Here is a 22,147-nt window from a genome sequence, read left to right on the forward strand (position 1 = left end):
GGGCGCTGGGGGCATCGGCCACGGCCAAGCACCGGTGTGAGGTGCCTGTTCAGTCGGGGGCTGATGGATTCAGGGTGTGGCGTCAACACGCGCGCCGTGTGGCTGGTGTCGTGCGCCCCGGCAGGGTGCCGGTGCCGGTCCAACTGAGATGACCGACAATTGGTATTGTCTCACGAATACGCCAAGCAGGGGTCAGGACATGGTCAGCACCACATTGGGCTACGACAAACGCGAGGACCGCGTCTGGCTGTCGTTCGACGACGGCACGCCGCGCCTGTGGTTCACGCGCCGCCTGGTGTCGCATCTGCTGGGGCCCATGCTGCGGCCCTTCGAGGCGTCGGCGCCCGGTGGCCAGGGTGGGGCGGGCGCCGCCATCCGGGTGGCGCTGGAACACGAGCTGGCCATGAACGAGCCGCTGCCCGGCGAAGTGGCCCCGCCCATGAAGATGGGCCTGGAGGCTCCCGACGCATCGCCGGACGCCGACGACCAGCTGTGCACCGGGCTCAACGCCGCCTTCGACGCCGGCCAGTGCCGCATCAGCTTCCACACCCGCGAGGGCGAGCGTGTTCTGCAGATGGGCCGGGTGGGCATGCACCGCTGGCTGCGTGGCCTGCACCTGCTGGTCCGACATGCTGAATGGGAGTTGCTGGCGCCCGAATGGCTGACCCGCAGCTGCCTGCCCGAGGCGATGCGCAGCCTGGTGCAGGGCGCGGCGTCGCTGCCGCCTGACGCCAATCCCGGTCATTGAGGTGCGGCGAACGCCTCGCCTGCGATAATCCCAGGTTGTTTGCCGCGCGAGCGTGGCCCCTCATTTCCAGCGAAACCCATGGCTCAATACGTCTTTTCCATGAACCGGGTCGGCAAGATCGTGCCGCCCAAGCGTCAAATCCTGAAGGACATTTCCCTGTCCTTTTTCCCGGGCGCCAAGATCGGCGTGCTGGGTACCAACGGCTCGGGCAAGTCGACCTTGCTCAAGATCATGGCCGGCCTGGACAAGGAAATCGAGGGCGAAGCCATCCCCATGCCGGGCATCCGCATCGGCTACCTGCCGCAGGAGCCCCAGCTGGAGGCCGAGCAGACCGTGCGTGAGGCGGTCGAAAACAGCATGAGCGGCGTGCGCGCCGCGCAGAAACGCCTGGAAGAGGTCTACGCGGCCTATGCCGAGGAAGACGCCGACTTTGACGCCCTGGCGGCCGAGCAGGCACAGTTGGAGGCCATCATCGCCACCGCCGGCACCGACAGCGACCACCAACTGGAAATCGCCGCCGACGCGCTGCGCCTGCCGCCCTGGGAGGCCAAGATCGGCCTGCTCTCCGGCGGTGAAAAGCGCCGTGTGGCCTTGTGCTGCATGCTGCTGTCCAAGCCCGACATGCTGCTGCTCGACGAACCCACCAACCACCTGGACGCCGAATCGGTGGAGTGGCTGGAGCACTTCCTGCAGCGTTTCTCTGGCACCGTGGTCGCCATCACCCACGACCGCTACTTCCTGGACAACGCGGCCGAGTGGATTCTCGAACTCGACCGCGGCCACGGCATCCCCTACAAGGGCAACTACTCCACCTGGCTGGAACAGAAGGAAGCCCGCCTGGAGCAGGAGCAGCGCACCGAAGACGCCCGCACCAAGGCCCTGAAGCAGGAGCTGGAATGGGTGCGCAAGAACGCCAAGGGCCGCCAGGCCAAGAGCAAGGCGCGCCTGGCCCGCTTCGAAGAGTTGAGCGACGTCGAATACCAGCGGCGCAACGAGACCAACGAAATCTTCATTCCCGTGGCCGAGCGCCTGGGCAATGAGGTGATCGAGTTCAAGAACGTCTCCAAGAGCTTTGGCGACCGCGTGCTGATCGACAACCTCAGCTTCACGATTCCCGCCGGCGCCATCGTCGGCATCATCGGCCCCAACGGCGCCGGCAAGTCCACGCTGTTCAAGCTGGTCTCCGGCAAGGAGCAGCCCGACAGCGGCGAGGTCAAGATCGGCCAGACCGTGAAAATGGCCGTGGTCGACCAGAGCCGCGACGGCCTGGCCGGCGACAAGACCGTGTGGGAAGACATCTCCGGCGGCCTGGACATGATCACCGTGGGCAAGTTCCAGATGCCCAGCCGCGCCTACTGCGGCCGATTCAACTTCTCCGGCGGCGACCAGCAAAAACGCGTGGGCAGCCTCTCGGGCGGCGAGCGCGGGCGCCTGCACCTGGCCAAGACCCTGGCCGAAGGCGGCAACGTGCTGCTGCTGGACGAGCCCTCCAACGACCTCGACGTCGAAACCCTGCGCGCGCTCGAAGACGCACTGCTCGAATTCGCCGGCTGCGCGCTGGTCATCAGCCACGACCGCTGGTTCCTCGACCGCATCGCCACCCACATCCTGGCCGCCGAAGGCGACAGCCAGTGGGTCTTCTTCAATGGCAACTACCAGGAGTACGAAGCCGACAAGAAGAAGCGCCTGGGCGAAGAGGGCGCCAAGCCCAAGCGTTTCCGCTACAAGGCGTTGAAGTAAGCCCACCCCCGCGCCGGCCCGATGCCCGGGCCGTCACCCCTTCAAGGGGGCGATGCCTGTGGGCCGGCGGAGCCGGACCCACGGCATCCTTGGTTAAGACACTTTTCTCCGGATGTTTCGATGGAACTTAACGACGACACCGTGCTGGCCGACACGCGCCGCTGGATAGAGAAGGCGGTGATCGGGCTCAACCTGTGCCCGTTCGCCAAGGCGGTGTACGTCAAGAACCAGGTGCGCATCGTGGTCAGTCACGCGCGGCACCTGGACGCGTTCCTGGACGAACTGGACCGCGAACTCGACCTGCTGCGCGACACGCCCGCGGAGCAGGTGGACACCACCTTGCTGGTGCACCCGACATTGTTTCCTGACTTTGAAGTCTTCAACGATTTCCTGAACGTTGTCGACGACGTGGTGGCCGAGCATGAATTGGAAGGTGTGATACAGGTGGCGCCGTTTCACCCCGCCTTTCAGTTCGACGGCACGGCCCCGGACGACGTGACCAACTGCACCAACCGCTCGCCTTATCCCACCTTGCACCTGCTGCGCGAAGACAGCGTCGAGCGCGCCGTCGCCTCGGGTGATGATGTGGACACCATTGTCGAGCGCAACCAGCAGCGGCTGCTGGCGCTGGGCGCGCAGGGCTGGCGGGAATTGTTGCGACCCGAGCACTGAGCCATGGCCGGCGCGCAGCGCCGCAAAAACCCTTTTCGATGTGATAAACCAGATTTGGCATCTCGACGGCTGTGGGGTTAAAATTGCTAAAACGCTCAAAACTGATTTGAGCGTTGTTTCACTGTCGAGGTCCTTCCGTGAATACTTCAAGCCTGGTGCGGGCCGATGTGGCCTCTGCGTCCAACTACTACACCACCATCGAGGTGGCCAAGATGCTGGGCATGGCCGTGCGCTCGGTCCAGCTGATGGTGGACCGGGGTGACCTGCAGGCCTGGAAGACTCCGGGCGGCCACCGCCGGATTTCGCGCGAATCGCTGGAGCGTTGGCTGGCGGGCAGCCGCAGCGGCGGCCGGACCGACGCCGGTGTGGCGCCGGAAGGCGCGGCCACCGGGCGCGAAAGCCCGCGCCGCCTGCGCATGGGCCAACGCCCGCCCCGCCTGCTGCTGATCGAGGATTCGACCCATTTCCAGAACCTGGTCGCGCTGCTGCTCAAGCAGAAGTTCCCCGGGCTGGAGGTGCATGTGGCCAGCGACGGCATCACCGGGCTGGCCTCTTTTGGCCAGTTGCAGCCCGACCTGCTGGTGGTCGACATCATGCTGCCCGGCATCGATGGCGCCAACCTGATCACCGGCCTGCGTTCCCACGCCCTGTTCGGTCAGTGCAAGCTGATCGTGCTGACCGGCCTGGACGAAGCCCAGCGCGCGCCCTACGCGTTCGCGCTCGACCAGGTGCCGGTGGTGCACAAGCCACGCCTGGTGAACGACTTGCCGCCGCTGATCGAGCAATTGCTGGGCAACCGCATGTCGGCGGCGGTGCAGGAGCACCGCGTCGAAACCGCTTGAGTCCTGGCTTTCAGAAGCTGATGCCGCCCGGAAAGACCCACAGCAGGCCGGCCGTCATCACCAGGTAGCGCAGCAGCTTGCCCACGGCCATGTAGGCCAGGCAAGGCCAGAACGGCAGCTTGAGCCAGCCGGCCACCGCACACAACGGGTCCCCCACGGCAGGCAACCAGCTCAGCAGGCAGGCCTTGGGGCCAAAACGTTGCAGCCACCGCAGTGCCTTGGCCTCGGTGTTCTGACCGCGTGCGCGGTCCACCGCGTGGTGGGCGCCGTAACCCATGGCCCAGCTGATGGCTCCGCCCAGGGTGTTGCCCGCGGTGGCCACCAGCACCGCCGGCCAGAACAGCTCGGGGTTGAGCTTGACCAGGCCGAACACCACCGGCTCCGAGCCCATGGGCAGCAGGGTGGCCGAGATCAGGGCCACCACAAACACCGTGCTGAGCCCGTATTGGGGCAGACTGAGGGCGGCCAGCAGGCCGTGCAACCACGCTTCCATGTGACCCAGTATAGGCAGCCGCCAGGCGTCGGCGTGGTGCGCGGGATTTCAGCCGTTGAAACGCCGATTGGCTACAATCGGTGCACAAATTTTCAGCAAACAACCCTGGCTGCCGTCCGCGTCAGGGTTGTTTTTTTCGTCCATGCAGATCGGCCCCTACGTCTTGCCCAACCGCTTGTTTGTCGCCCCCATGGCCGGGGTGACGGACCGGCCGTTCCGCCGCCTGTGCAAGCAACTCGGGGCGGGCTATGCGGTGAGCGAAATGGTGACCTCGCGGCCGGACCTGCAGAACAGTCTCAAGACCTCGCGCCGCGCCAACCACGCCGGCGAGCAGGCGCCGATCGCGGTGCAGATCGCAGGCACCGACGCCGAGATGATGGCCGACGCGGCCCGCTACAACCTGGACCGCGGCGCCCAGATCATCGACATCAACATGGGCTGTCCGGCCAAGAAGGTCTGCAACAAGTGGGCCGGCTCGGCCCTGATGCAGGACGAGACCCTGGCGCTGCAGATCGTCGAGGCCGTGGTGGCCGCCTGCGCGCCACATGGCGTGCCGGTCACGCTCAAGATGCGCACCGGCTGGTGCCAGTCGCACAAGAACGCCCCATTGCTGGCGCGTGCCGCCGAATCGGCGGGCATCGCCATGTTGACCGTGCATGGGCGCACGCGCGAGCAAGGCTACAAGGGCGAGGCGGAGCACGACACCGTGGCCCGCATCAAGAGTGTGTTGTCGATTCCGGTGGTGGCCAATGGCGACATCGACAGCCCCGAGGCTGCGCAGCGTGTGCTGGCGTGCACCGGCGCCGACGCCATCATGATCGGCCGCGCGGCCCAGGGCCGGCCCTGGCTGTTCCGCGAGATCGCCCACTTCCTGGCCACCGGCGAGCACCTGCCGCCTCCCACCGCTGACGAGCTGCGGACCTGGCTGCTGGAACACCTCGAAGACCACTACGCCCTCTACGGCGAATTCACCGGCGTGCGCACCGCACGCAAGCACCTCGGCTGGTACGCGCGCGCCCTGCCTGGCGGCGCGGCGGCCACGGCGGCGTTCCGCGAACGCATCAACGCCATTGAAAGCTGCGACGCGCAGCTGCGCTGCGTGCGCGACTACTTTGCCCAACAACAAGAATGGAAACTGGCGGCATGAGCTCCAAACCGAACAACTTGCAGGACTGCGTTCGCGACAGCGTGGCCGCCTTCTTCAACGATCTCGATGGCACCGAGCCGGCCAACCTCTACGACATGCTGCTGCAGGCAGTGGAAAAACCGCTGCTCGAAGTGGTGATGCTCCAGGCCCAGCACAACCAGTCGCGCGCGGCCCAGTGGCTGGGCCTGAACCGCAACACCCTGCGCAAGAAGCTGGTCGAGCACCAGCTGATCGAACGCGGCTGACCCGTTTTTTATTTCTCCACGAGCCCTCCCCATGAAAGCACTGATCTCGGTCTCCGACAAAACCGGCGTTCTTGAATTCGCCCAAGGCCTGCACGCGCTGGGCGTGTCGCTTCTGTCCACCGGCGGCACCGCCAAGCTGCTGGTCGACGCCGGCCTGCCGGTGACCGAGGTGGCCGACCACACCGGCTTCCCCGAGATGCTGGACGGCCGCGTCAAGACCCTGCACCCCAAGGTGCACGGTGGCCTGCTGGCCCGGCGCGACCTGCCGGCCCACATGGCCTCGCTCAAGGAACACGGCATTGACACCATCGACCTGCTGGTGGTCAACCTCTACCCCTTCGAGGCCACCGTGGCCAAGCCCGGTTGCACGCTGGAGGACGCGATCGAGAACATCGACATCGGCGGCCCGGCGATGGTGCGCAGCGCCGCCAAGAACTGGCAGGATGTGGCGGTTCTGACCGATGCCTCGCAGTACGCCGGTGTGCTGGCCGAGTTGAAGGCTGGCGCCATCAGCAAGAAGACCAAGTTTGCGCTCTCGGTGGCCGCGTTCAACCGCATCGCCAACTACGACGCCGCCATCAGCAACTACCTGTCGGCCATCAACGAGGACGGCAGCCACGCCGCCTTCTCGGCCCAGGCCAACAGCAACATGGTCAAGCTGCAGGACCTGCGCTACGGCGAGAACCCGCACCAGGCCGCCGCCTTCTACCGCGACCTCTACCCCGCGCCCGGCTCGCTGGTCAGCGCAAAGCAGCTGCAGGGAAAGGAACTCAGCTACAACAACATCGCCGACGCCGACGCTGCCTGGGAATGTGTCAAGAGCTTCGACGTGCCGGCCTGTGTCATCGTCAAACACGCCAACCCCTGTGGCGTGGCCATCGCCGCCAACAGCGCCGAGGCCTACGCCAAGGCCTTCCAGACCGACCCCACCAGCGCTTTTGGCGGCATCATCGCCTTCAACACGCCGGTGGACGGCGCCACCGCACAGGCGGTGAGCAAGCAGTTCGTCGAGGTGTTGATGGCTCCGGCCTTCACGCCCGAGGCCCTGGCCGTGTTCCAGTCCAAGGCCAACGTGCGCGTGCTCGAAATCTCGTTGGCCGGCGTCAAGCGCGACGGCAAGACCGCGTGGGAACGCGGTCAGAACTCGCACGACGTCAAGCGCGTGGGTTCGGGCCTGCTGATCCAGACCGCCGACAACCACGAACTGCAGCGCAGCGACCTCAAGGTGGTGACGAAGCTGGCACCCACCGAGCAGCAGCTCGATGACCTGCTGTTCGCCTGGAAGGTGGCCAAGTTCGTCAAGAGCAACGCCATCGTGTTCTGCAAGGACGGCATGACCATGGGCGTGGGCGCTGGCCAGATGAGCCGCCTCGACTCGGCCCGCATCGCCAGCATCAAGGCCGGCCACGCCAACCTGTCCCTGGCTGGCACCGCCGTCGCCAGCGATGCCTTCTTCCCGTTCCGCGACGGGCTGGACGTGGTGGTCGATGCCGGCGCCACCTGTGTGGTGCAGCCGGGTGGCTCGATGCGCGACCAGGAGGTCATCGACGCCGCCAACGAGCGTGGCGTGGCGATGGTGTTCTCGGGCGTGCGGCACTTCCGGCACTGATTGCCCGGTTGTTTTTGCTCGGCGCGTCGGGTGCTCCCTCGCGCCCGAGGACACGCGGTGCCTGGCTCCGCGGCTGTCCCCCAGCGGCTTCGCCGCTTCCTCCTTTATGCCGCTGCGCCAGGCACCGCATGCCCTCGGGCATCCACCATGTGGGCATGCCCGTGGTGGTGTGCCCACATCGTTGCAGATCGGGGTGGCTGGGTGTCCTGTGCAGCGGCATAAAGGGGGAGCCGGCGCAGCCGGCGGAGGACAGCCGCGGAACAGGGCACCCGGTCGCCCCGATTCGCCAAGGCCTCAATGAAGCCCCTCAGCGCCCGAACAAAAACACGGCAGGCCCGTCCAGCGGAAGCGTCGGGACAGCGCGGCGCCAATCACTCACCAGCGCGCTGTGTTGTGCCGCCGATGGCAAGGTGATGTTGCAGGCCACCGCCAAGCGTGTGTGCGTGTGCAGACTCTGCACCAGCGACTTGAGCAGGGCGGTGTTGCGGTAGGGCGTCTCGATCGCGATCTGGGTCTGCCCGGTCTTGAGCGCCACCGCTTCCAGCTCCCGTATCCGCTGCGTGCGTTCGCCAGGCTCCTGCGGCAGGTAGCCCACAAAGGCGAAGTGCTGGCCGTTGAGCCCACTGCCCGCCAGCGCGAGCATCAGTGACAAAGGACCGACCAAGGGCACCACACGCAGTCCCAGCTCGTGCGCGGCCCGCACCACCGAGCCACCGGGGTCGGCAACCGCCGGCATGCCGGCCTCGCTCACCAGACCGATGTCGTGGCCCTGCAGCGCTGCGGTCAGCAGCGGCCTGGCGTCAAACCCGCCCGGGCCGTGGTCGCCTTTTTTGTGCACCTCGCGCGGCAGTTCGGTGATCTGCTGCGATTGCAGGGGCGCCGCCAGCGGCGCCACCTCACCCACCCGCTTGAGAAAGGCGCGGGTGCTCTTGGCGTTTTCGGTGATCCAGTGTGTCAGCCCCGCAGCCACGGTCACGGTGTGGGTCGGCAGCACCTGGGGCAGCGGTGTGGCTTGCGACGTGTCGCAGCCAAAGTCCAGCGGCGTCGGCACCAGGTAGAGCGTGCCCTTGGGTGATGAGGTGCTCACAGCAGCTGCACCCCGGCGGCGCGCAGCAGGCGGCAGGTGCGTATCAGCGGCAGGCCCACCAGGGCGGTCGGGTCGTCGTTGTCGATGCGCTCCAGCAGCGCGATGCCCAGGCCCTCGCTCTTGGCGCTGCCGGCGCAGTCGTAGGGTTGCTCGGCGCGCAGGTAACGTTCGATCTCGTCGTCGCCCAGATCGCGGAACACCACCCGCACGGCGGCCAGGTCGGCCTGCTCGAAGCCGGTGGCCAGGCACACGACGGCCAGCGCGGTCTGGAACACCACGGTCTGTCCGCGCATGGCGCGCAGTTGCGCCACCGCGCGTTCGTGGGTGCCGGGTTTGCCCAGCGGCGTGCCGGCCAGGTCGGCGACCTGATCGCTGCCGATCACCACCGCCTGCGGAAACCGCCGCGCCACGTCGCGCGCCTTGGCCAGGGCCAGGCGGCGTGCCAGGGCCTCGGGGGCTTCGCCTGGCTGGGGGGTTTCGTCCACGTCGGGCGCGGCCTGCTCGAACGGAAGCCGCAGGCGGCCCATCAGCTCGGCGCGGTAGCGCGAGGTCGACCCCAGGATCACCGGCCGGCTCACGCGGGGTCCCTCACGTCGGCCACCACCTTGGCGCCGAAGTCGGGCCGTTCCAGGTAGGCCAGCACACGCGCGGCGGCGGCCTCGGGACTGGTCAGCTGGCCCTTGTCCTTCATGCCAATGAAGTTGCCGATGTCTGGAAAGGCGGCCGGGTCGCCGCCGCGCAGTTGCACCTGCATGTCGGTGTCGATCACACCGGGCGCCAGCGACACGACGCGCACGCCCTGCGGGTGCTGCGCTTCCTCCAGCGCCACACACTGGCTGAACTGGTCCATGCCGGCCTTGGCCGTGCAGTAGGCCGTCTGCGAGGCCATGGCGCGGCGGCCCAGGCCGGACGAGATGTTGAGCAACTTGCGCGGCCCGCTCCAGCCCTGTTGCACCCAACGGCCGGTCACGCGCAGGAACACGCTGCTCAGCGCCAGCGGCGCTTCCAGGCCCACACGCAGGGCGTTGGCCAGGTCGGTGGCGGCGATGCTGCCCAGCGGGCCGATGTGGGGAACCACCCCGGCGTTGTTGATGAGTGTGGCGCTGTCCAGCTCGGCCGCGTGCAGGCTGCCCAGCCAGCGTTCCAGCCGCTCGGCGGCCTCCTGGCTGTCGGCCAGGTCCTGCGACCACTGCTCCAGGTGGGCTCCCCGGGTTTGCGCCAAGACCGCAAGTTCGTCGTTGGTGCGACGCGAAATGCACAGGAGGATGCGGCCCGGCGTGAGCAGCTGGCGGGCCATCGCCAGGCCCATGCCACGCGAGGCGCCGGTCAGGATGGTGAGGTGGGGAGGGGTGGGCAGGTTCATGCCTGCCATTGTGCCAATGGATGGGGGCCGCGGATCGTGCCGGAGGCGATGCCTGTGCCGACGCCATGGACCCTCTGCGGCCACCCGGCCAGCGCCATGCTGATGTGCGCGGCGCCGGCCATGAATAGGTCCTCCCTGCCTTCTTTTGGGCTGGTTGGGGCATGACCCCACCAGTGACGCCAAGCTTATGTGCCTTGATTGTTAATTTCCAGTGGGCAATCCTAAACAATTGTCAGGATTTCTTGAGAAACGCCCGGCGGCACAATCGGTGCATGTGGATCGACAGCCATTGCCATCTCGACGCCCCGGAGTTCGGTGAGGCGTCCGCGCCGGTGACGGATCTGAGGGCGCGCGCGCGCGCGCAGGGCGTGCGGCTGTGTGTGTTGCCCGCGGTGGCGGTGGCCCACTTCGATGGCATACGCCAACTCGCCCACCAGACGGGCGACGCGTATGCACTGGGCATCCACCCGCTGTACGTGCCCCAGGCCGACGACGGCGATCTCGCTCGGCTGGACGACGCCCTGACACGCTGGCATGGCGATCCCCGCCTGGTGGCGGTGGGCGAGATCGGCCTGGATTTTTTCGTGCCCGCGCTGTGCACCCCCGGGATGCGCGAGCGCCAGACCCTTTTCTACCGCGAGCAGCTGCGCCTGGCCCGCCGCCATGGCCTGCCGGTGATCCTGCATGTGCGGCGCTCGGCCGACGCCTTGCTCAAGCACCTGCGCCAGATCGACGTGGCCGGCGGCATCGCCCACGCCTTCAACGGCAGCGAGGTGCAGGCCCAGGCCTTCGTGGCGCGCGGCTTCAAGCTCGGCTTTGGCGGCGCGCTCACTTTCGACACCGCGCGCCAGCTGCGCCGCCTGGCCACCGGCCTACCGCTGGACGCGCTGGTGCTGGAGACAGACGCGCCCGACATGCCGCCGCAGTGGCTCTACACCCCCGCCGCGCGCCGCGCCGCCGGCGAGCCCCAGGGGCTCAACACGCCGGCCGAGCTGCCGCGCATCGGTGGCGTGCTGGCGCAGCTGCGTGGCATCGACACCCAAGTGCTGGCCGAGGCCACCACGGCCAACGCCGTCCAGGCCCTGCCGCGCCTGGCGCCGCTGTTGGACGGGGCACACTGACATGCAACAAGGCTTGCCGCCCGTGCTGGACACCCACACCCGCCTGCTGGTGCTGGGCAGTTTTCCGGGTCGGCGCTCACTTGAAACACAACGCTACTACGGCCATCCGCAGAACCATTTCTGGAAGATACTTGCCGCCATCTGGCAACTGCCCCTGACCGACATGCCTTACGCCGAACGAATTGAAACCCTGCACGCGCGTGGCCTTGGCCTGTGGGACGTGTACGCCGCCTGCGAGCGCGAGGGCAGCCTCGACAGCGCCATCCGCCACGCCCAGCCCAACGACCTCAGTGGCCTGCGCCGCCTGTGCCCGCGGCTGCAGGCGGTGGCGCACAACGGCGGTGAGAGTTTCCGCCACGCGCGCCACACCCAGGCGCTGGGCCTGCCGGTCTACCGCCTGCCCTCCACCAGTCCGGCCAACGCCAGCTGGTCGTTCGAGCGCAAGCTGGCGGCCTGGCGCGAGGTCTTGTTGCAACACGCGGTGGGGGTCTGATGGCGGCCATGGAACTTCCCGAGGTGAACTTCTCGGAATACGGCGACGTGCGCTACCTGCACCTGGGCACCGAGTGGGTGCAGGGGTCGATGTGGATAGACGCGCCATTTGACATCGAGCTCGACTACGTGCAGCGCATGATGGCGTGGCTGCTGTTCGTCGAGCCCGACAGCGTGGGCAAACGCCAGGCCATGCAGCTGGGCCTGGGCGCTGCCACGCTGACCAAGTTCTGCTTCAAGAAGCTGCGCATGAAGACCACGGCCGTCGAGCTCAACCCGCAGGTGCTGGCGGCCTGCCGCACCTGGTTCAAGCTGCCGCCCGACAGTGCCCGCCTGCAGGTGCTGCTGGCCGACGCCGGCCAGGAAATCCAGCGCGACGCACACCGCGGCACGGTGGACGCGCTGCAGGTGGATCTCTACGACCACGAGGCCGCCGCGCCCGTGCTCGACGACGAGGACTTCTACCGCCACTGCCGCCAACTGCTGACCGACGAAGGCGCCATGACCGTCAACCTGTTTGGCCGCGACGCCAGCTACGACGTCTCGCTGGGGCGCATCTGCGCGGCCTTTGGCGACGAGGCGGTCTGGGCTTTCAAGCCCACGCGCGAGGGCAACACCGTGGTGCTGGCGCAGCGCACGCCGCAGCGCCCGACCCGCATGGCCCTGCTGGCCCGGGCCGAAGCCGTGCAGGCGCGCTGGGGCCTGCCGGCGGTCAAGTGGCTCAAGCTGTTCAAGCCCGTGGCTTGAACGCCCAGCGGATTCCGGCCGTGATCAAGAACCGTCGCGATTTTGTGGCCGGCCTGTTGTTCGCCTTGTTGGGCGTGGCCTACGCCTGGGCCGCCAGCCTGCACGAGATCGGCAGCCCCAACGACATGGGTGCCGGCTTCTTCCCGCTGGTGCTCGCCGCCCTGCTGCTGCTGCTCGGGGGCTGGCTGGTGTTCAAGTCGCTGACGCTGGAAGCCGTGGGCGGCGGCGCGCTCGGTGACATGGCCTGGGGCCCGCTGCTGGGGGTGCTGCTGGCACTGGCCTTGCTGGGGGCCTGGGCCTGGTTCACACAGGGCGCCTGACGCCCGCGCCCGGACCATGGACTTCGTGCTGTTCGACAACCTCTCGCTGGGCCTGGCCGCGGCCTGGCAGGGGCCACACCTGGCGCTGCTGGGCCTGGGCTGTGTCATCGGCCTGCTGACCGGCGCCTTGCCCGGCCTGGGACCAGTGGGGGCGATGGCCCTGTTGCTGCCCTTCACCGGCGGGGTCTCGCCCCTGGGCGCCTTGATGCTGATGGCCGCCATCTACTACGGCGCCCAGTACAGTGGCGCGGCCACCGCCGTCTGGACCAACGTGCCGGGCGAGTCGTCCGCCGCCATGACCTGTGCCGACGGCCACCCGATGGCGCTGGCCGGCCGGGGCCGGCAGGCCTTGCACTACGCCGTGCTGGCGTCTTTCGTGGCGGGTTGCTGCGGCGTCCTGCTGCTGGCGCTCGCCTCGCCCATGCTGGTGGTGTGGAGCTTTCGCTTCGGCCCGGTCGAATACGTGGCCCTGTTGCTGGTGGCCCTGGTGGGCGCGGCGGTGCTGGCCAGCGGTGGGCTGGTGCGTGCGCTGGCCATGGTGCTGCTGGGCATGCTGATGGGCCTGTCCGGCACCGACAGCCACACCGGCGCCGTGCGTTTTGTGGGGGACTGGCCGCAGTGGCGCGACGGACTGGGTTTTGCGCCCCTGGTGCTGGGGTTGCTGGCGGTGGCGCCGCTGGTGTCACACCTGTTGCCGGCCGCCGCCACGCCGGCCGAGGTCCCGGCGCCGGAGCAGGCCGCCTGGCCCAGCCGGGCCGACTGGCGCGCCGCATCGCCGGCCTTGTGGCGTGGCACCGGCGTGGGCCTGCTGTTGGGCGCGTTTCCGGGTGGTGGGGCCTTGTTGTCGTCGTGGGTGGCCTACGCGCTGGAACGCCAGGTGTCGCAGCACCTCACACCGACCCTGGGGCAGGGCCAGCCGCGCGGCGTGCTCGCACCCGAGGCCGCCAGCAGCGCCGGCGCCCAGACCGCCTTCCTGCCGACGTTGGCGCTGGGCCTGCCCGCCAATGGCGTCATGGCCGTGCTGCTGGGCGTGCTGGCGGTGCACCACATCGAGCCAGGCCCGCAGCTCATGGGGGTGTTCCCCGACCTGTTCTGGGGCCTGGTGGTGGCCATGTGGCTGGGCAACCTGCTGCTGCTGGCGATGTCGCTGGCGCTGGTGCCTTGCTGGCGGCCGCTGCTGGCGTGGCGGGGGCTGCGCTGGGTGCCGGTGCTGCTGCTGCTGGCCGGCATGGCCTGGTACGCCCGCCAGGCAGGGGCCTGGGCGGTCTGGACGGTGGCGGCCTTCGGCCTGCTGGGTCACCTGCTGCAGCGTTTGCGCTGCGAACCCTCGCTGCTGGTGCTGGGCTTTGTACTGGGGCCGTGGATAGAGTCCCACCTGCGGCGCGCGCTGCTGCTGTCCCGCGGCGACTGGAGCGTGTTCCTCACCCGCCCGGTGTCGGCGGTGCTGCTGTCGGTCGCGGCCCTGCTGTTGCTGGTGGTGCTGCTGCCCAGACGGCGCTGAGCCGCTTCAGATCCGGTGCGCCACCGTGGTCATGACCTTGGCCGCCAGCTTCATCACGCCCTTGACCGGCAAGGGCAGTTCCACGGCGCCGGCCTGCTGGGCCTCGCGCGCGTGGCGCACTTCGTCGTCCTTCATCTGCGCGACGATGGCGCGCGAGGCATGGTCCTGCGGCGGCAGGCGGTCCATGTGGCCGGCCAGGTGGGCCTCGACCTGGCGCTCGGTCTCGACCACGAAGCCCAGGCTCACGCGCTCGCCCATGCGCCCGGCCAGCAGGCCGATGCCGAAGGCGCCGGCGTACCACAGCGGGTTGAGCAGCGAGGTGTGGGTGCCCAGCTCGTCGATGCGGGCCTTGGTCCAGGCCAGGTGGTCGGTTTCGTCCTGGCCGGCTGCCTCGAAGTGCCGGGCCAGCCGTTCGTTGGCGGCGGCGTCGCCCGGGGCCAGCCGCGCCGACAGCGCCTGCGCCGTGTAGAGCGCCTGGGCGCAGACTTCGCCCACGTGGTTGACCCGCATCAGCGCGCCGGCCAGGGCCTTGTCCGGGCCTTCGAGTTCGGGTGTATGGGCCTCCGGCACGGTGGGGCAGGGGCGGGCCGCGCGGTGCGGCGCAAACAGGGTGCGCAGCGCCGAGTCGGCGGCCGTGAGGCCGGCGTCAACGAGGTTCATGCGAGGGCTCCGTGGGCTGGGTGGGTGCGGTGCCGCGCTGCAGCTTTTTGCGCACCACGTGGATGTGTTGCCGCAAAGTGTAAAGCTCGTCGGTGTAGGACAGCGGCAGCACGATTTTTTCCGCGTGCTGCTCGAGCGTGTCGAGTTCGTCCAGCAGCGCCGCGTGCTCGCCCGGCCGGGTGTCGGCGCGCTGCTCGATGTCGCGCAGCTGCGCGTACCAGACGAACACGCGGCGGCGGATGCGGAAGCTGTAGAGCGGCGGGATCACGCGCGACAGGGGCAAGGCCAGCGCCAGGATCAGGCCCAGGCTCAGCCACATGCGCTCGATCAGGTTGGCCAGCCAGAAGGGCAGGTAGCGCTGCAGCAGCGGCGGGCCGTTGACGATGGCGCGTTCGGCCTCGCGCGCCACCGGCACCTCGCCATGGGCCAGGTTGGGGTACTCGCGGGCGCGGTTGAACCAGCCGGGCGGGCTGTGCAGCTCGATCGCGGCCTGCGCCACCAGCTGCAGCAAGGCCGGGTGGGTGTCGGCACGCGCCAGCAGGCTCGTGGTGGAGGCCACCAGCGGCACGTCCCGCGGGGGCAGGCGGCGCGCCAGATCGACCACGCCCTGCGGCAGCAGCACTGGCGTGAGGAAGGCCAGCCGCCGGGCGTAGGCCTGCGCCTGTGGGAAGGGCATCAGCCGCACGCCCGGCGTCTGCAGCAGCATCTGCACCATGACCGCTTCGGGGGCGGAGGCGAACACCAGCGCGTCGAGCTCGCCGTTGAGGAAGGCCACCGTGGCGGGGGTCTGTTCCAGCCGGCTCAGGCGCAGCTCGCCCGGGCGGATGTGGTTGGCGTCCAGCAGCCGGCCGAACAGCTCGGGCACGCCGCTGCCCGCCGTGCCCACGTTGACGCGCCAGCCCTTGAGCTCGCTCAGCGCGGTGACAGGCAGCTGTTGCAGGCGGCGCGCCGTGTCCTCGCGGTAGAACAGCCACAGCGGCTCGACGAACAGGCTGCCCAGGCTGACCAGTTCGGCCTGATCGTCGGCATTGACGCCGCCGCTGCCGCCCTGCACGAAGCCGATGTCGACCTCGCCCTCGCGCAGCAGTGCGAGGTTGTGCGCCGCACCTTCGCTGGCACGCAGCTCCACCTGGATGCCATGGCGGGCCAGCGCCTTGGCATAAGCCTGGCCAAAGCTGTCGTAGGCGCTCTGGCCCGGTCCGGTGGCCAGCACCACCCGCTTGGGCGGGTTGGGCTGCAGCCAGGCGTAGGCGGCCACGAGCAGGCCGAGCATGACCAGCACCAAGGGGCCGGCCGAAACAAGCATCTCGCGCAGCGAGACCAGGGTGTAGCGCAGGGAACGTGTCACGCCGCCGACCTTAGCATGGCCGGCGTTGCACAATTGCGCCATGTCTTCCAGCTACCTCAACCTCGTCTTCAGCCGCGCCTGCGACGGCGACCACGCCGCCCTGCAGCGCTGGTACAACGACCACATCGGCATCCTGTGGCAATGCGACACGCTGCAGCGCGCCACGTTGTACCGGCGCGACGCGGACCTGCCGCACGAGGCCGACTACATCTGTTGTTACGCCTTTCCCGACGAGGCCGGTTTCCTGCACTACGAACACGGCGACGCGCGCGAGGCCGCACGGGTGGTCATCGTCAATGGATGGGGGCGCGACGGCGTGGCCATCACCGCACGGCGGCAGTTCCGCCGCGCGTGGTCGCAAACGCGGCGCGCGCAGCCGGCACCGCTGCAGACGGTGCTGGCGCTGCGGCTGGGTGCCGGGGCATGGCCCGAGGTCTCGCGCTGGCTGCTGGACCGCCTGCACGGCCTGCTGGCCAGCGGCGCGGCCCATTCGGCCACGCTGATGCGCGCGGTGGAGGCCGACGACGGCGGCGGCGAGCTGCTGCTGTGGCTGGGGTCGGACGCGCCCTTGCCAGACGCCCATGCCTGGCTGGACAGCGCCGCGCCCGGGGCCTGGGGCCAGCCGCCCGCCTCGGTGGAGCGGCTGTGGACCTGGCGCGGCCGCCAGGTCAGCGACTGGGTGCGTTGACCGGCTCCAGGCTCAGCACGGTGTAGTTGCCGCCCAGCTTGTCGGCGGTGAAGCGGACCTTGTCACCGGGCTTGACCTGGCCCAGCAGGGCCGGATCCGACACCTGGAACACCATGGTCATGGGCGGCATGTCCAGGTTCTGGATGTCGCCGTGTTTGAGCGTGACGGTCTTGGCGCGGGTGTCCACGCGCCGCACTTCGCCTTCGGCGGTGGGCAGGGCGGTCTGGGCCAGGGCGGCACCGGCCAGGCAGAGGCTGGCCAGCAGGGTGGGGGTGCGCAGTCGGGTGATGATCATGTTGAGGACTCCTTGGGGTATCGGTTTTCCACCGCGCCGGGGCGCGAACCGCGATGCATGAACCTGCCGAACCGGGGGACGCCGCCGGGCCGGTTTTGCCGGACGGCTGGTGTCGCCCCCTTGAGGGGATGCGGCCACGCGAAGCGGGCAAGCGAGGGGTGGGTTGTCAGCCTCTGTGGCTCTGGAAGACGGTGGCGCGGCCGTCGCGCTGTACCAGCAGCACGTCGTAGGGATCGCGCCGACCTTTGTATTCGGGACCGTCCATGCCCGGCGAGCCAATCGGCATGCCGGGCACGGCCAGGCCCAGGGCGTTGGGCTTCTCGCGCAGCAGGCGCAGGATGTCGCGCGCCGGCACGTGGCCTTCGATCGCATAACCGCCGATCCGCGCCGTGTGGCAGCTGCCCAGCGTGTCGGGCATGCCCAGGTGCTTGCGTGCCGCGACGTTGCCGGTGTCGATGACCTGCACCAGAAAACCGCTGGCCTGCAGGTGTTTGACCCAGTCGCCGCAGCAGCCGCAGCTGGGGTCTTTCCAGACCTGCAACAGCGGCGGCTTTTCCGTGGTGGCGGACTGGGCGATGGCGGCGGTGGAGGCCCCGGCCAGGGTGGCGAGGGCGGCGCTCAGGAGTTGTCGGCGTTTCATGGTTTGTCCTTGTTGGCGGGGCGCACCCGCACGGTGCCCACCATGCCGGCCTGGTAGTGGCCGGCGATCAGGCAGGCGAACTGGAATTCACCGGGGCGGTTGAAGGTCCAGACGATGCCGCCCCGCTGACCGGGGTCGACGTGGGCCATGTAGGGCTCGTCGTGCTGCATGTTGGGAAATTTCACCATCATCGCGGCGTGGGCGTCCAGCTCGGCCGGCGTGCCAATGACCAGCTCGTGCAGCAGCTTGCCGCGGTTGCGGATGGCCAAGCGCACGGTCTCGCCTTCGCGCACGTCGATGACGTCGGGCTTGAAGCGCATGTCGTCGCCCATGGCGATGGTGATGGTGCGGCGGACCTGCTTGGCGTCGCCGGCGATGCCCCAGTCCTTCTGCTCCTTGATGACCGGCGCGGGCGCGCCGCCGTGCATCTTGGGGCCATGGGCCAGGGCGGGTGCCGCCATCAGCGACAGCGTCAGGGCCAGTGCGAGGGAATGGCGTGTGTGTCGGTGTGTCATGTGGGATATCCCGGGTGCGTGACTCAATGGTGTGCGTGGCCGCCGGCGCCCGGCTTGCGCACGTTGACCGTGGTGCTGGGTGTGGATGCCGCTGGCGCGGGGGTGGTTCCCGGAGCGGCCTGCGGCGCGCTGGGCAGGCTGCCGGTCCACTCATAGGCCTGGGTGTTGGGCGGCTGTTTGAACCAGCCCGGGTCGGTGTAATCGCCGGGTTTCTGGTCGCGCCGCACCTTGAGGGTGCTGAACATGCCGCCCATCTCGATCGGGCCGTAGGGGCCCTGGCCGGTCATCATGGGCAGGGTGTTGTCGGGCAGTTCCATCAACATCTCGCCCATGTCGGCCATGCCGCGTTCGCCCATCACCATGTACTCGGGCGCGGCGCGCTGCAGCGGCCGCACCAGGCCCTGGTGGTTGACGCCGATCAGGGTGGGCACGCCGTGGCCCATGGCGTTCATGGTGTGGTGGCTCTTGTGGCAGTGGAAGGCCCAGTCGCCTTCCTCGTCGGCGATGAACTCCAGTTGCCGCATCTGGCCCACGGCGATGTCGGTCGTCACCTCGGGCCAGCGGCTGCCCGCGGGCGTGGGGCCGCCGTCGGTGCCGGTCACCTCGAACTCGTGGCCATGCACGTGGATGGGGTGGTTGGTCATGGTCAGGTTGCCCACGCGGATGCGCACGCGGTCGCCCAGGCGCACATTGAGCGTGTCGATGCCGGGGAAGGCGCGGCTGTTCCAGGTCCAGAGGTTGAAGTCCAGCATGGTGTTGACCTGGGGCACGCTGCTGCCGGGCTCGATGTCGTAGGCGTTGAGCAGGAAGCAGAAGTCGCGCTGCACCTCGCTGATCAGCGGGTGTTTCGCCTTCGGGTGCGTGACCCAGAAGCCCATCATGCCCATGGCCATCTGCGTCATCTCGTCGGCGTGCGGGTGGTACATGAAGGTGCCGGGCCGGCGCGCGACAAATTCGTAGACAAAGGTCTTGCCGACCGGGATCTGCTTCTGGTTGAGGCCGCCGACACCGTCCATGCCGTTGGGCAGGCGCTGGCCGTGCCAGTGGATGGTGGTGTGTTCGGGCAGCTTGTTGGTGACGAAGACGCGCACGCGGTCGCCTTCGACCACCTCGATGGTGGGGCCGGGGCTCTGGCCGTTGTAGCCCCACAGGCGGGCCACCATGCCGGGGGCGATCTCGCGCTCCACCGGCTCGGCCACCAGGTGGAATTCCTTGACGCCGTTGTTCATGCGCCAGGGGCAGGTCCAGCCGTTGAGGGTCACCACGGGGTTGTAGGGGCGACCGGTGCCAGGCACCAGCGGCGGCGCGGTGTCGGGCGAGGTCTGGATGACGGGCTCGGGCAGGGCGGCGAGGGCCACGCGCGAGACCGACGCGGCGGCGACGGCGGTGAAGGCCGCGCCGCCCAGGAAGGCGCGGCGCGCCAGGGTGGTGTCGGTCATGGTCAGTGTCCTTGTGCGGTGGCGCCGGTGGCGCGGCTGGAGGAGGGGGTGGCGTCGCCAGCGGGGCGGTACTCGCCGCCGGCCAGCAGCGTGTTCAGCGTGAGCTGCGCGAGCCAGGCGCTGTGCTGGGCCTGCAGCAGGGCCTGTTGCGCGGCCAGCCGTTCGCGTGCGCTGGCCAGCAGGTCCCAGGTGCTTTTCAGCATGCCGTTGTAGCGGCGCTGCATGTCGGCCTGCAGTTCGGTGTGCAGCCGCAGCAGTTGGGTCTGTGTGCCCACCCGGGCCTCGCTGCTGCGCAGTTGTTGCCAGGCTTCGCGCACCTGCGAGCGCAGCTGGGCTTCCAGCCGCTGGGCCTCGCGTTCGGCGGCCAGGGCCTGTTCCAGTTCGTGGCTCCAGGGCGGCTGGTTGGTGTCCAGCACGGCCGTGGCGTTGCTACCTGCGGCTTGTGTGGCAGCGGCCAACACCTGGCGGCGCAGGGCCTCCAGGCTGGTGCGGTCCACCGCGGCGGTGGCGCGCTGGGCGTGTTGCCGGGCGGCGATCACGGCCATGTGCTGGCCCAGGGCTTGGTCTTCCAGGGACGCCACCGGTGTGTTGGAGGGTGTACCGACGGCTTGTGGCAGGGCTGCGGGCAGACTGAAGCTCAGCGTCGGGTCTTGCAGGGCCAGCAGCCGCACCAGCTGCTCGCGGGCGGCGTGTGCGGCCTGCTGGGTACGGTCCAGGTCCAACTGCGCCTGCAGGGCATTGACCTGCTCCCGCTGCCACTGGGCCCGGCTCCAGCTGCCCACCTGGACCATGCGCCGGCCGAGCTCGGCGCCCGCCTGGGCGGCGGCCAGTGTCTCGGCGCCCAACTGCGCGAGCTGGGCGCTGACCACTGCGTCGGCCCAGGCCTGCGCCACCTGCTGGCGCAGGACCAGGGTGTCGCGCTGGGCGGCCAGGCGCTGGGCACCGCTCATGCCCGGCGACAGGAACAGCGCGGGTTGGCGCGACAAGGCGATCTGCTGCGCCTGTGCCAGGTCCAGCAGCGGCGTGGCGGTAACCGGCCTGGCCGTGGGCGCGGGTTCAGCCTTGAGGATGTCGATGTGGCCGCGCAGGAAACGGCCGACCGTGTCGTTGGCCTCGCGCCAGTCGAAGGGGGTGTCGTCGGCCAGTGTAGGTGGCGGGTGTTGTGCGGCCGCGCCCAGCGGCGCGCCACACAGCAGCAGCGCGGCGGCCAGCGACGGCCAGGGGCGTGCCGAGGCACGCAGGTCAAAAAACATGTGGATCTCCAGAGTGAACAACGGACCGGCCGACCCACCACCGGTGTGGCGGTGTCGACCGCTGTGCCGGCACATGGGCCGGCCAGGGGGCGTTCAGGCTCTGGGGGGCTTGAAGCAGGGCCAGGCGTGGGCGCTGTCGAAGGCCCAGCTGGCCTCCGCGCGCAGGGCCCGGCCCAGTTCGGGGCTGCGCCATTCGGGCGGCGTGTCCGACACGATCTGGCTGTGGCAGATGTCGCAGTTACCGCAGGCCCCTGCGTGGCCGTGGGCGGCTTCCTTGTCCGGTTGGGTCGCGCTTGGGCCATGGGGCTGGGCATGGTCCGCTGGCCCGGCATGGCAAGGGTGTGCCTCCGCATGGGCGTGTGGGTGCGGCGTGATTTGCTGGAGCGCCGGGGCGTGTGCCAGCGCCATGGCGTCGCCCGTCCATGCCCGCAGGGGCATGAGGCAGATCATCAGCAGCAACACCAGGGTTCGCATGGGGCAATGATACGTGGTGGGAGGGATGGGTTCCCGGGGCCGCGTCAGTGCACGTGTCCGTGGTGAGCCTGTGCCGGAGCTCCCGCGAGTTCGGCGCGCGCCTGGCGCACCACTTGCCAGCCGGCGCTGAGTGCCAGCGCCGCCATCACGCCGGCCACGGCCAGGTCGGGCCAGGCGCTGCCGGTGCCGAAGACGCCCAGCGCGGCCAGCATGACGGCCAGGTTGGACAGGGCGTCGTTGCGTGAACACAGCCAGACACTGCGCATGTTGGCGTCGCCGGTGCGAAAGGTGTAGAGCGCCAGGGCGACGCCGGTGTTGGCCAGCAGCGCCACGAAGCCGACGATGCCCATGGTCAGGGGTTCGGGGACGGCGCCGATGTGCAGGACCCAGGCGGCCTTGAGCAGCACCAGCACGCCGTAGGTGAACATGCACACACCTTTGACCAGCGCGGCGCGGCTGCGCCATGCCAGCGCCATGCCCAGCACCGCGAGGGACAGCGCGTAGTTGGCGGCGTCACCGGCAAAGTCGACGGCGTCGGCCAGCAGCGAGACTGAGTTCGCCTGCAGGCCGGCCAGCAGCTCGACCACGAACATGCCGGCATTGACGATCAGGGCGATCCACAGGACACGCCGCCAGCGGGGGTCGGCGGCGTCGGGGGCGGTGTGGCTGGGGGCGAGGTCGGTGGGGCAAGAGGTGCAGGCCATGGTG

The 22,147-nt window shown here is 69.1% G+C and carries 26 protein-coding genes; 13 read left to right on the top strand and 13 right to left on the bottom strand.

Going from position 1 to position 22,147, the window contains the following annotated elements; all coding sequences use genetic code 11:
• Window positions 1–199 precede the first annotated feature (199 nt).
• The 4 genes from AAHB17_RS02385 (at window position 200) to AAHB17_RS02400 (ending at window position 4,002) form a co-directional block, all read left to right on the top strand.
• Window positions 200–748, top strand: coding sequence for a hypothetical protein (locus tag AAHB17_RS02385; RefSeq protein ID WP_342128848.1), 549 nt, complete (start codon window positions 200–202; stop codon window positions 746–748).
• A gap of 78 nt (window positions 749–826) precedes the next feature.
• A complete protein-coding gene (ettA, locus tag AAHB17_RS02390; protein ID WP_342128849.1) occupies window positions 827–2,488 on the top strand; it encodes an energy-dependent translational throttle protein EttA in 1,662 nt (553 codons plus the stop codon).
• A 120-nt stretch (window positions 2,489–2,608) separates the two neighbouring features.
• A complete protein-coding gene (locus AAHB17_RS02395) occupies window positions 2,609–3,160 on the top strand; it encodes a DUF1415 domain-containing protein (protein ID WP_342128850.1) in 552 nt (183 codons plus the stop codon).
• A 137-nt stretch (window positions 3,161–3,297) separates the two neighbouring features.
• The gene (locus AAHB17_RS02400) at window positions 3,298–4,002 is read left to right on the top strand and encodes a response regulator (protein ID WP_342128851.1); all 705 of its coding nucleotides are present in this window, start codon (window positions 3,298–3,300) and stop codon (window positions 4,000–4,002) included.
• A 10-nt stretch (window positions 4,003–4,012) separates the two neighbouring features.
• On the opposite strand, the gene AAHB17_RS02405 is transcribed toward AAHB17_RS02400, so the two are convergent.
• Window positions 4,013–4,495, bottom strand: a complete 483-nt coding sequence (locus AAHB17_RS02405) for a YqaA family protein (protein WP_342128853.1) — start codon at window positions 4,493–4,495, stop codon at window positions 4,013–4,015.
• A gap of 142 nt (window positions 4,496–4,637) precedes the next feature.
• Between AAHB17_RS02405 and dusB the strand changes: the two genes are divergently transcribed.
• The 3 genes from dusB to purH are packed head-to-tail and all read left to right on the top strand — an operon-like array spanning window position 4,638 to window position 7,496.
• Complete coding sequence (gene dusB, locus AAHB17_RS02410; protein ID WP_342128854.1) at window positions 4,638–5,642, top strand: tRNA dihydrouridine synthase DusB; 1,005 nt, start codon at window positions 4,638–4,640, stop codon at window positions 5,640–5,642.
• Window positions 5,639–5,887 carry a helix-turn-helix domain-containing protein gene (locus AAHB17_RS02415; RefSeq protein ID WP_342128855.1) on the top strand — a complete coding sequence of 83 codons (249 nt, stop codon included), beginning with the start codon at window positions 5,639–5,641 and terminating at the stop codon, window positions 5,885–5,887. The genes dusB and AAHB17_RS02415 overlap by 4 nt, the downstream gene beginning before the upstream one ends.
• A gap of 31 nt (window positions 5,888–5,918) precedes the next feature.
• Window positions 5,919–7,496, top strand: a complete 1,578-nt coding sequence (gene purH / locus AAHB17_RS02420) for a bifunctional phosphoribosylaminoimidazolecarboxamide formyltransferase/IMP cyclohydrolase (protein ID WP_342128856.1) — start codon at window positions 5,919–5,921, stop codon at window positions 7,494–7,496.
• A 307-nt stretch (window positions 7,497–7,803) separates the two neighbouring features.
• Here the strand turns inward: purH and AAHB17_RS02425 are convergent, their stop codons facing one another.
• The 3 genes from AAHB17_RS02425 to AAHB17_RS02435 are packed head-to-tail and all read right to left on the bottom strand — an operon-like array spanning window position 7,804 to window position 9,946.
• A complete protein-coding gene (locus AAHB17_RS02425; protein WP_342128858.1) occupies window positions 7,804–8,583 on the bottom strand; it encodes an SAM-dependent methyltransferase in 780 nt (259 codons plus the stop codon).
• Complete coding sequence (locus tag AAHB17_RS02430; RefSeq protein WP_446719550.1) at window positions 8,580–9,110, bottom strand: Maf family nucleotide pyrophosphatase; 531 nt, start codon at window positions 9,108–9,110, stop codon at window positions 8,580–8,582. Before AAHB17_RS02430 ends, AAHB17_RS02425 begins: the two co-directional genes overlap by 4 nt.
• 47 nt (window positions 9,111–9,157) lie before the next feature.
• Window positions 9,158–9,946 carry an SDR family NAD(P)-dependent oxidoreductase gene (locus tag AAHB17_RS02435; protein ID WP_342128860.1) on the bottom strand — a complete coding sequence of 263 codons (789 nt, stop codon included), beginning with the start codon at window positions 9,944–9,946 and terminating at the stop codon, window positions 9,158–9,160.
• 272 nt (window positions 9,947–10,218) lie between these two features.
• On the opposite strand from AAHB17_RS02435, the gene AAHB17_RS02440 reads away from it, so the two are divergent.
• Genes AAHB17_RS02440 through AAHB17_RS02460 form a run of 5 tightly spaced genes read left to right on the top strand, consistent with a single transcriptional unit; the run spans window position 10,219 to window position 14,127 of the window.
• Entirely contained in the window at window positions 10,219–11,067 is an 849-nt protein-coding gene (locus AAHB17_RS02440; protein WP_342128861.1) for a TatD family hydrolase, read from the top strand.
• Window position 11,068: 1 nt separating this feature from the next.
• A complete protein-coding gene (locus AAHB17_RS02445; RefSeq protein ID WP_342128862.1) occupies window positions 11,069–11,560 on the top strand; it encodes a DNA-deoxyinosine glycosylase in 492 nt (163 codons plus the stop codon).
• Complete coding sequence (locus tag AAHB17_RS02450; protein ID WP_342128863.1) at window positions 11,560–12,306, top strand: spermidine synthase; 747 nt, start codon at window positions 11,560–11,562, stop codon at window positions 12,304–12,306. Before AAHB17_RS02445 ends, AAHB17_RS02450 begins: the two co-directional genes overlap by 1 nt.
• Before the next feature lie 20 nt (window positions 12,307–12,326).
• On the top strand, window positions 12,327–12,626 hold the full coding sequence (locus AAHB17_RS02455; RefSeq protein ID WP_342128864.1) for a tripartite tricarboxylate transporter TctB family protein: 300 nt from the start codon (window positions 12,327–12,329) through the stop codon (window positions 12,624–12,626).
• Window positions 12,627–12,642: 16 nt separating this feature from the next.
• Complete coding sequence (locus tag AAHB17_RS02460) at window positions 12,643–14,127, top strand: tripartite tricarboxylate transporter permease (protein WP_342128865.1); 1,485 nt, start codon at window positions 12,643–12,645, stop codon at window positions 14,125–14,127.
• Between the two features lie 6 nt (window positions 14,128–14,133).
• Here AAHB17_RS02460 and coq7 read toward each other — a convergent pair whose 3' ends face one another.
• Window positions 14,134–14,787 carry a 2-polyprenyl-3-methyl-6-methoxy-1,4-benzoquinone monooxygenase gene (gene coq7, locus AAHB17_RS02465; RefSeq protein ID WP_342128866.1) on the bottom strand — a complete coding sequence of 218 codons (654 nt, stop codon included), beginning with the start codon at window positions 14,785–14,787 and terminating at the stop codon, window positions 14,134–14,136.
• Window positions 14,774–16,135, bottom strand: coding sequence for a TAXI family TRAP transporter solute-binding subunit (locus tag AAHB17_RS02470; protein ID WP_342128867.1), 1,362 nt, complete (start codon window positions 16,133–16,135; stop codon window positions 14,774–14,776). The genes coq7 and AAHB17_RS02470 overlap by 14 nt, the downstream gene beginning before the upstream one ends.
• Window positions 16,136–16,175: 40 nt before the next feature.
• On the opposite strand from AAHB17_RS02470, the gene AAHB17_RS02475 reads away from it, so the two are divergent.
• Complete coding sequence (locus AAHB17_RS02475) at window positions 16,176–16,823, top strand: hypothetical protein (protein WP_342128868.1); 648 nt, start codon at window positions 16,176–16,178, stop codon at window positions 16,821–16,823.
• Here AAHB17_RS02475 and AAHB17_RS02480 read toward each other — a convergent pair.
• From AAHB17_RS02480 to AAHB17_RS02510, 7 genes are all read right to left on the bottom strand, one after another.
• The gene (locus AAHB17_RS02480) at window positions 16,804–17,118 is read right to left on the bottom strand and encodes a copper-binding protein (protein ID WP_342128869.1); all 315 of its coding nucleotides are present in this window, start codon (window positions 17,116–17,118) and stop codon (window positions 16,804–16,806) included. The two genes, AAHB17_RS02475 and AAHB17_RS02480, sit on opposite strands and share 20 nt — an antisense overlap.
• 166 nt (window positions 17,119–17,284) lie before the next feature.
• A complete protein-coding gene (locus AAHB17_RS02485; protein ID WP_342128870.1) occupies window positions 17,285–17,758 on the bottom strand; it encodes a DUF411 domain-containing protein in 474 nt (157 codons plus the stop codon).
• On the bottom strand, window positions 17,755–18,273 hold the full coding sequence (locus tag AAHB17_RS02490; protein WP_342128871.1) for a cupredoxin domain-containing protein: 519 nt from the start codon (window positions 18,271–18,273) through the stop codon (window positions 17,755–17,757). Before AAHB17_RS02490 ends, AAHB17_RS02485 begins: the two co-directional genes overlap by 4 nt.
• Before the next feature lie 23 nt (window positions 18,274–18,296).
• Window positions 18,297–19,712, bottom strand: a complete 1,416-nt coding sequence (locus tag AAHB17_RS02495) for a multicopper oxidase family protein (protein WP_342128872.1) — start codon at window positions 19,710–19,712, stop codon at window positions 18,297–18,299.
• Between the two features lie 2 nt (window positions 19,713–19,714).
• Window positions 19,715–20,965, bottom strand: a complete 1,251-nt coding sequence (locus tag AAHB17_RS02500) for a TolC family protein (RefSeq protein WP_342128873.1) — start codon at window positions 20,963–20,965, stop codon at window positions 19,715–19,717.
• 93 nt (window positions 20,966–21,058) lie between these two features.
• Window positions 21,059–21,439, bottom strand: coding sequence for a hypothetical protein (locus AAHB17_RS02505; protein ID WP_342128874.1), 381 nt, complete (start codon window positions 21,437–21,439; stop codon window positions 21,059–21,061).
• Between the two features lie 44 nt (window positions 21,440–21,483).
• Window positions 21,484–22,143, bottom strand: a complete 660-nt coding sequence (locus AAHB17_RS02510; protein ID WP_342128876.1) for a cation transporter — start codon at window positions 22,141–22,143, stop codon at window positions 21,484–21,486.
• Window positions 22,144–22,147 lie beyond the last annotated feature (4 nt).

It is taken from the genome of Hydrogenophaga sp. OTU3427, assembly GCF_038440225.1.
Classification (GTDB): domain Bacteria; phylum Pseudomonadota; class Gammaproteobacteria; order Burkholderiales; family Burkholderiaceae_C; genus Hydrogenophaga.